This window comes from Nucisporomicrobium flavum (assembly GCF_016464385.1).
Taxonomy (GTDB): domain Bacteria; phylum Actinomycetota; class Actinomycetes; order Mycobacteriales; family Micromonosporaceae; genus Actinoplanes; species Actinoplanes flavus_A.
Window position 1 is genome coordinate 265,548 of the sequence record NZ_JADMLH010000013.1, and the last position, 6,556, is coordinate 272,103.

Below are 6,556 nucleotides of genomic sequence, written 5' to 3' on the forward strand. Positions count from 1 at the left end.
TCGTCAGACCAGGCCTGCGTCGTGCACCAGCAGGGCCACCTGCACCCGGTTGTTGAGGTCCAGCTTGGTGAGCAGCCGCGACACGTGCCCCTTCACCGTCGCCACGCTCATGCCGAGCTCCCGGGCGATCTCCGCGTTGGAGCGTCCCTGTCCCACCGCCACCGCCACCTCGTGTTCGCGGCCGGTCAGGCGGGTCAGCCTGGCGCGAGCCCGGTCGCGGCGAGGGCCGGCGGCCGGGTCGGCGACGTGGTCGATCAGCTGGCGGATCACCGTGGGGGACAGGGTCGCGGCGCCGGCGGCGACCGTACGGACGGCCTCGATGATCTCGCGCGGCGGGGTGTCCTTGAGCAGGAAGCCGCTGGCCCCGGCGCGCAGCGCGTCGAGGACGTGCTCGTCGGCGTGGAACGTGGTCAGCACGATGACCTGCGGCGGCGAGGGCCGGGACCGGAGGCGTCGCGTCGCGGCGAGCCCGTCGACGCGGGGCATGCGGAGGTCCATGAGCACCACGTCGAGCCCGTGGGTGTCGGCGACCGTCAGGGCCTGCGCGCCGTCCCCGGCCTCCGCGACCACCTCGATGTCGGGGGAGCCGCCCAGCAGGATCCGCAGCCCGGCGCGGACCAGCGGGTCATCGTCCACGATGGCCAGCCGGACGGGCCGCCCCATCCCGGTCACCGCGACCAAGCCCGCAGCTGAGCGCCGACGGGCGACCCCACGTCGGGCGTGACGACCACGCCGGGCGACCGCCCACCGGCGGCCACACGCCGGCCCTGCCCGCGGGCGGGGCCCGTCCTCACGCCGGCCACGGCAGCCATGCCCGCAGGCTGAACCCGTCCGCACCGGCGCCGTGCTCCACCCGGCCGCCCGCCAGCCCCACCCGTTCCTCGATGCCGACCAGGCCCAGCCCGGAACCGGGAACCGCGCTCACCCCCGTACCCGGCAAAGGGTTGGTGATCGTGATCCGCAGCGACGTGCCCGGCGCACCGGCGAGGTGGACGGTGACCGGTTGGCCGGGGGCGTGCTTGCGGGCGTTGGTCAGCGCCTCCTGGACCACCCGGTACGCCGTGCGGCCGGCCACGACCGGGGGTCCGGGGGCCGGCACGGGGTCGTCGAACCGGACCGTCATGCCGGACGAGCGGGCGTCGTCGATGAGGGCGGGCAGGTCGGCGAGGCCGGGCTGGGGTGGTTCGGGCGGGCCGGTCGCGCCCTCGCGAAGCACGCCGATGACCGTACGCAGCTCCTGCAGCGCCTCGTGGACGCCGGTGCGGATGGCGCCGGCCGCGATGGAGATCTCTTCCGGGCGCGCGTCGGGGCGCACCTCGAGCGCGCCGGCGTGCAGGCTGACCAGCGACATGCGGTGCGCGAGCACGTCGTGCATCTCCCGCGCTATGCGTGCCCGCTCGGTGAGCCGGGCCTGGTCGACGCGCATCTCCTGCTCGGCTTCGAGGCGGGTGGCGTGCTCGCGCAGCGACGCGGTGAGCCTGCGGTACGCCTGCACGAACATGCCCCAGCCCAGCGCGGCCGCCCCGGTGACCACGCGGGCCGCGACGTCGACCCAGGCCGGGAAGCCCGGGTCGCCGTGCAGCAGGTGGTACGCCGGTCCGGTCGCCACGTACGCCACGAAGAGCACCAGCGCGACGCTCGCCCGGCGCCGGACGGCGACGGTGAACAGCGCGACCGCGACCGCCCCCGTCGCCATGACGGACACCGCGGCGACCGGCGTGATCGTGGCGGCGAGCGCGACCGGGTAGCGGCGCCGCAGCAGGAGCTTCAGGCAGCAGATGACGCCCAGCACCACGTCGGCCTGCCAGGGGATCGCGGCCCGTGGCGACAGGGCGTCGCCGAGCGGCACCATGACCGCGCCGTACCCCAGGGCGCACGCCACCGCCAGCCCGTCGGCCACCCGGTCCCGCAGCACCACGCCGCGCGGACCCGCGGCGTCCGGCACCAGGAGGGCGAGCGGCAGACCGGGCATGCGAAGGAGCGTACGGCTCCCCGGGCCCGCCCGGGGAGCGTCATGAGTGCCCTGTGGACAACGACCAAAGTAGGGTGCGCGGCCCCGCCCCCGGCCCGATGTGCGGGTGCTGCGGGCCCGGCAGGGTCGGCCCATGCATCGATGGTGGGGCGTCCTGGCGGGCGCGGTGTGGGGGATCGGGGCGGCGTGGGTCATGCCGCGGGGGCCGTTGACGGGCGGGCAGGCCGTGACGTCGATCCTGGTCAGCGCCGGGGTGGGGGTGCTGGCCGGCCGGGTGGGCCGGTCCCGGTGGGCGATGCTCACCGCGCCGGCCGCGTTCTGGGTGGCGATGGAGCTTTCCCGGACGGGCGTACGGGGGCCGTCCGTGGACGCCTTCCACCCGAGCCCGTTCGGGGTGCTCGCGTTCGTCACCGGGCGAGGAGTGCAGGCGCTGCTGACGGTCGTGCCGATGATCGTGGGAGCGGCCGCGGCCAGGCAGAGGCGATACGTGGTGATCGGCGTGCTGACCGCCGCGATGGCGCTGCTCACCGTGGCCGTGGCGGTGCCCGCCCGGACCGCACCGATCCCCGGCGGCGTCGCCGAGCTGGCCACCGTGGGGCAGCGCCACCTCGGCGTCATGATCCGTGGCGCCTCCCGGCGGCTGCCCGTCCTGCTCTTCGTGCCGGGGGCGCCCGGGGGCTCGGAGTTCGGCGCGATGCGGCGGCACCTCGCCGGCCTGGAACGCCACTTCGTCGTGGCCACGCTGGACCGGCGCGGCGGCGGGTCCTCGTACCCGGCTCTCGATCCGACGTCGACGGTGACCGTCGGCAGCGCGGTCGACGACATCGGGGTGGTCGCCGACTACCTGCGGCAGCGGTTCGGGCAGGACCGGATCTACCTGCTCGGGCACTCCGGCGGCTCGGTCCTGGCCGTGCTGGCCGTGCGGGACCGTCCGGAGCGTTACCGCGCGTACATCGGCACCGGCCAGGCCGTCGACCTGACCGACAGCGACCGGCTCTTCTACGCCGACATCCTCGCGTGGGCCCGGGCGACCGGCCGCACCGGCCTGGCGCGGCGGATGGCCGATCAGGGGCCACCGCCCTACGGCGGCGTCTACGGCTACGAGTCGATCATGACCTTCGGGCCCGAGGCGTACGGCCAGCGCCCCGGCGCGTTCACGGTCGGCGTGCCCGAGTACACGCTGCTGCAGAAGGCGCACACGCTGACCGCGATCCTCGACACCTGGGACGCGCTGTACCCGCGCATGCAGGACATCGACCTGCGCACCGACGCCCTGCGCCTGCAGGTGCCGGTCTACTTCGTGCAGGGCGCGGACGAGATGCGGGGCCTGGCCGTGGTCTTCGCCGACTGGTACGCGCGCCTGCAGGCCCCGGCCCGCCACCTGGATGTGGTGGCGGGCGCCGGTCACCGCGTGATGTTCGAGCGCCCGGACCGCTTCGTGGAGATCCTGGCCCGGGTCCGCGCGGAGACTGCCGGGGTCAGCTCGTGACGTCGCGACCGGCGAAGCGTGCCCACGCCGCCGACAGGAACACCACGATGTACGCCCCCGCGCTGAGCAGCCCCGGCGTCAGCCCGCCGGGCGACACCGGGTCGCGCAGCAGCTCGCCGAAGTCCGTCCAGTGCCGGGTCAGCAGGTACGGGTGCAGCCAGTCCAGCTGCGGGATCTGACCGAGGATCCAGCTCGTCACCGTCAGCATGGCCAGCGCGATCGTGGCGCCCATCGGCTGCTCGGTGAGCGTGGACAGGAACAGGCCGATCGCGCCGAGCGCCGACAGGCACACCCCGAGGTACAGGCAGATCAGCAGCAGCCGGAGCACCGCCGTGCCGAAGCCGATCTGCGTGCCCGACAGCGTCGTCACGTCCCCGCCGCCGAACAGCAGCAGGCCCACGACCAGCCCGGACACCGCCACCGTCAGCGGCGCCACGAACGCGCCCATCACGATGCCCGCGTACTTCACCGCCAGCAGCCGGGTGCGGCCGACCGGGACCGTCAGCAGGTAGCGCAGGGTGCCCTGGTTGGCCTCGCCGGCGACCGCGTCGCCGGCCAGCATCGACACCGCGATCGGCAGGAACAGCGTCAGCTCGACACCCAGCGCGGCGAGCGCCACGAAGAAGCCGTTGCCGAGGATCTGGGAGAAGAAGTTGGGGCCGTCGCCCCGGTCGGGTGGTCCCTCCGGGGAGGCGACCTTCATCGCCACGGCCAGGACCACGGGTACGGCGGCCAGCGCCGCGAGACCCACCTGGTTGCGCCGGCGTACGGCGATCAGGCGCAGCTCGGAGGTCAGGAAGCGCGACGACACCCGCCGCCGCACGTCAGCCTGAGACATCGAACCCCCGCCCGGTCAGGCGTACGAACACGTCCTCGAGGCTGGGTGCCTCCACGGCGAAACCGCGGACCGCCACCCCGTCGTGCACCAGCGACGCCACGACCTTCTCCGGCGCCACCGCACCCAGCTGCCCGGAGGCCTCCGAGGCGCTCTCCGCGATCTCCGTGAGCCCCAGCGTGCGCAGCACGCGGGCCGCCTCGGCCGGCTGGTCGGTGAGCACCCGGGCCCGCGGTGCCGCGTCGGAGCGCAGCTGGGCGAGCGGCTCCTGAGCCACCAGGCGGCCCCGGTGCATCACGCCCACGTGGGTGCAGACCTGCTCGACCTCGGCGAGCAGGTGGGTGCTGAGCAGCACCGTCGCGCCCTCCGCGGCGAGCTGGCCGACCAGCGTGCGCACCTCGCGGGTGCCCTGCGGGTCGAGACCGTTCGTCGGCTCGTCCAGCACCAGCAGCTGCCGGGGCTGCAGCAGCGCCGCCGCGATCGCGAGCCGCTGCTTCATGCCCAGCGAGTAGAGCCGGTAGCGCTTGCCGGCCGCCGCGGACAACCCGACCCGGTCCAGCGCGGCGTCGATGCGCGCGCCCGAGGTACGGGCCTCGGCCGTACGGTCGGCGGCGTCGAGGCGGCGCAGGTTGTCGCGCCCCGACAGGTACGGGTGGAACCCCGGACCCTCGACCAGCGCGCCGACGTGGGGGAGCACGTCGGCGGCGTGGTCGGGCATCGCGGCCCCGAGCAGGTCGTGACCGCCGGCGGTGGGGCTGATCAGCCCGAGCAGCATCCGGATCGTGGTGGTCTTGCCGGAGCCGTTCGGGCCGAGGAAGCCGTACACCGCGCCGCGGGGGACAGCCAGGTCGACGGCGTCCACCGCGACCTGGCTGCCGAACCGCTTGGTCAGCCCCTGCGAGGCGACCGCGAGGTCGGTCACTGACCCGCTACCTCGTACAGCTTCTCCGGGGCGACCGCACCGACCAGGACCCGGCCGTCGTCGGTGAGCAGCGCGCTGAACAGTGCGCTCTGCAGCAGCCGGCCGCTGCCCCACGCGCCGTTGACCTTCGGCAGCGCGCCGGAGATGGCCTCGAGCTGCTGCACGCCCTTCCCGTCCTGCTTGCCGGCGTCGCCGGCGGGCAGCTTCGCGACCAGGACGGACGTCCAGCCCTTGCCGACGACCTTGGTGCCCTCGGGCGCCTCGGGCTTGCCGCCCGGGCCCCGCTTGAGCGCCTTCTCGTGCTCCTGGATCGCCTTCTGCTGTTCCTTCTCGATCTCGGCCTGGCTGGGCGTCTCCACCTTCGTACCCGGCGGCGGGTTGAAGGTGAACTGCTCGGCGTCCGGCGTCTCGAAGCTCACCTGCTGGAACGCGATGCGGACGGCCGGGCTGGTGGCGTCCTTGGCGTACACGTCCACACCCAGCGGGATGTGCTGCTCGGCGTCGATCGCCAGGCGTACCTGCCCCACCAGCGACGCGGTGTCACGCGGGGTGAGCACCAGCTCGTACGCGTCCCGCCCGGCGACCTTCGCCGCGCCGGTCGTACTGACCGCCGTGGTCGGGTCGATCGCGGCGAGCGCGGCGTCGGCGGCCTCCTGCGGCGTCGACGGCACCCCCTGCGGCAGCGCGGTGCGCCGCTTCTCCTTCGCGTCGGCCGGCAGCGTGAAGTGCGTGGCCGAGTTGGCACTGCTGCGCCACAGCCACACGTCCGAACCGTTGCGGATCACGTCGGTCTCACCGAGCGTGCCCAGGACCGCGAGACGGACCTTGTCCTCCCCGGCGTACCAGACCCGCGCGGTGTTGCTCCCGGCCACGAGCTTCATCAGCTCGGCGCCGTTGGCCCCGCCGGTCACCCCCGGCAGCGACGGCAGTCCCAGGTCGGCGGTCTGCACGATCGTGCCGGACAGCCCCTCGACCTTCGCGTTCTGCACATCCACCAGCAGCTGAGCCGCGCTGCGCTCGGGCAACGTCGGATCCGCACTCGCCGCGATCGTGCCCGCCGCGGCGCCACCCCCGATGACGACGACCGCCGCAGCAGTCGGAACCAGCCAGCGCAGCGCCGGCCTCGACTTGAAGACACTCACGATGTCCACCTCCCGTTGTGTGCAGCCATCGTGCTCCGGGCGTGCTGTGACGCCGCTGAGAAACCCACCTAAGGCGTGTTTCAAAAGCCGGTCAGAGCCACTCGCTGATGATGGTGATGGTCAGGACGGCTTGGAAGCGGACGGCTAACTTGTCGTAGCGAGTGGCGACGCCGCGGTGGCGTTTGAGGCGGGCTAT

Annotated in this window: 6 protein-coding genes and 1 pseudogene; 1 reads left to right on the top strand and 6 read right to left on the bottom strand. The window is 74.0% G+C overall.

Annotated elements, in window-relative coordinates; translation table 11 throughout:
* Window positions 1-3: 3 nt before the first annotated feature.
* Together IT780_RS28590 and IT780_RS28595 are read right to left on the bottom strand one after the other, a co-directional pair.
* Window positions 4-663, bottom strand: coding sequence for a response regulator (locus tag IT780_RS28590; RefSeq protein WP_199514881.1), 660 nt, complete (start codon window positions 661-663; stop codon window positions 4-6).
* Between the two features lie 127 nt (window positions 664-790).
* Entirely contained in the window at window positions 791-1,972 is a 1,182-nt protein-coding gene (locus IT780_RS28595; protein ID WP_233413633.1) for a sensor histidine kinase, read from the bottom strand.
* Between the two features lie 133 nt (window positions 1,973-2,105).
* Here IT780_RS28595 and IT780_RS28600 point away from each other — a divergent pair, with 133 nt between their 5' ends.
* Complete coding sequence (locus IT780_RS28600; RefSeq protein ID WP_199514882.1) at window positions 2,106-3,461, top strand: alpha/beta fold hydrolase; 1,356 nt, start codon at window positions 2,106-2,108, stop codon at window positions 3,459-3,461.
* On the opposite strand, the gene IT780_RS28605 is transcribed toward IT780_RS28600, so the two are convergent.
* The 4 genes and pseudogenes from IT780_RS28605 to IT780_RS42205 form a co-directional block, all read right to left on the bottom strand.
* Window positions 3,451-4,299: an ABC transporter permease gene (locus tag IT780_RS28605; RefSeq protein WP_199514883.1), complete on the bottom strand. Its 849-nt coding sequence runs from the start codon at window positions 4,297-4,299 to the stop codon at window positions 3,451-3,453. The genes IT780_RS28600 and IT780_RS28605 overlap by 11 nt on opposite strands.
* Complete coding sequence (locus IT780_RS28610) at window positions 4,286-5,218, bottom strand: ABC transporter ATP-binding protein (RefSeq protein ID WP_199514884.1); 933 nt, start codon at window positions 5,216-5,218, stop codon at window positions 4,286-4,288. Before IT780_RS28610 ends, IT780_RS28605 begins: the two co-directional genes overlap by 14 nt.
* Window positions 5,215-6,360, bottom strand: a complete 1,146-nt coding sequence (locus IT780_RS28615) for a LolA family protein (protein ID WP_199514885.1) — start codon at window positions 6,358-6,360, stop codon at window positions 5,215-5,217. The genes IT780_RS28610 and IT780_RS28615 overlap by 4 nt, the downstream gene beginning before the upstream one ends.
* Window positions 6,361-6,451: 91 nt before the next feature.
* Window positions 6,452-6,556 (bottom strand): annotated as a pseudogene (locus IT780_RS42205) (IS5 family transposase); the annotation flags it as partial.

Coding starts and splice junctions, on each gene's coding strand:
- IT780_RS28590 (WP_199514881.1), bottom strand. CDS start 663: ATGGGGCGGCCCGTCCGGCTGGCCATCGTGGACGATGACCCGCTGGTC.
- IT780_RS28605 (WP_199514883.1), bottom strand. CDS start 4,299: ATGTCTCAGGCTGACGTGCGGCGGCGGGTGTCGTCGCGCTTCCTGACC.
- IT780_RS28600 (WP_199514882.1), top strand. CDS start 2,106: ATGCATCGATGGTGGGGCGTCCTGGCGGGCGCGGTGTGGGGGATCGGG.
- IT780_RS28595 (WP_233413633.1), bottom strand. CDS start 1,972: ATGCCCGGTCTGCCGCTCGCCCTCCTGGTGCCGGACGCCGCGGGTCCG.